This is a genomic window from Parvibacter caecicola, from assembly GCF_003725335.1.
GTDB classification, from domain to species: Bacteria; Actinomycetota; Coriobacteriia; order Coriobacteriales; family Eggerthellaceae; genus Parvibacter; species Parvibacter caecicola.
The window spans coordinates 1-632 of sequence record NZ_QIBY01000046.1; the positions used below are offsets into that span (position 1 = coordinate 1).

General features: G+C 68.0%; 1 protein-coding gene. It reads right to left on the reverse strand.

Annotated elements, in window-relative coordinates; all coding sequences use genetic code 11:
• A partial coding sequence (gene nrfD / locus DMP11_RS10100; protein WP_161555369.1) for an NrfD/PsrC family molybdoenzyme membrane anchor subunit occupies window positions 1-632 on the reverse strand: 632 nt, incomplete at both ends.

Sequence of the window (632 nt, forward strand, 5' to 3'; positions counted from 1 at the left end):
TCGGTGACGGTGTAGGGGGTCAGCACGGCGGGCCAGTCGATGTTGGCCACCTGGAAGCCGCCCACCAGCAGCTGCACGCGCTTGCAGAAGATGGCGGCGATGGCGAACAGGCCGGCCGCCACCAGCAGCGGGGAGGTGCGCAGCTGCGGCACGACGCAGATGATCACGGCCAGCACAGAGAGGATGATCTCGCCCCAGAAGAAGGGAGCCAGCGGGCCGGAGACGAGCATGGCCACGATCTCGGCGCCGGAGGCGGCCGGGAAGGCCTCGGTGAGCAAATCGCAGCCGAAGAAGTAGAGGTCGACCAAGAGGAACACGGCCAGGAGCTTCGCGAGCTTCACCAGGTCGGCCTGGTCCCACTGCAGGTACCCCGCGGCGCGAAGGGCGACTGCCGCGCAGATCACGAGGCCGGCGCCGCACACCAAGGCCGAGCTCACGAACCAGGGGGCCAGAAGGGCGGTGTGCCACATCTCGTGGGACTGCTGCAGGCCGAAGATCCAGGCGGTCACGGAGTGGACGAGCACGGCGCAGACGAGCGCCACCACGGAGATGACGCGCAGGGCGGTGTGGGACACCTTGCCCTTTTCAGCGGCGATCTGGGCCCAGAGGTAGACGCAGGAGAGGATGAGGTA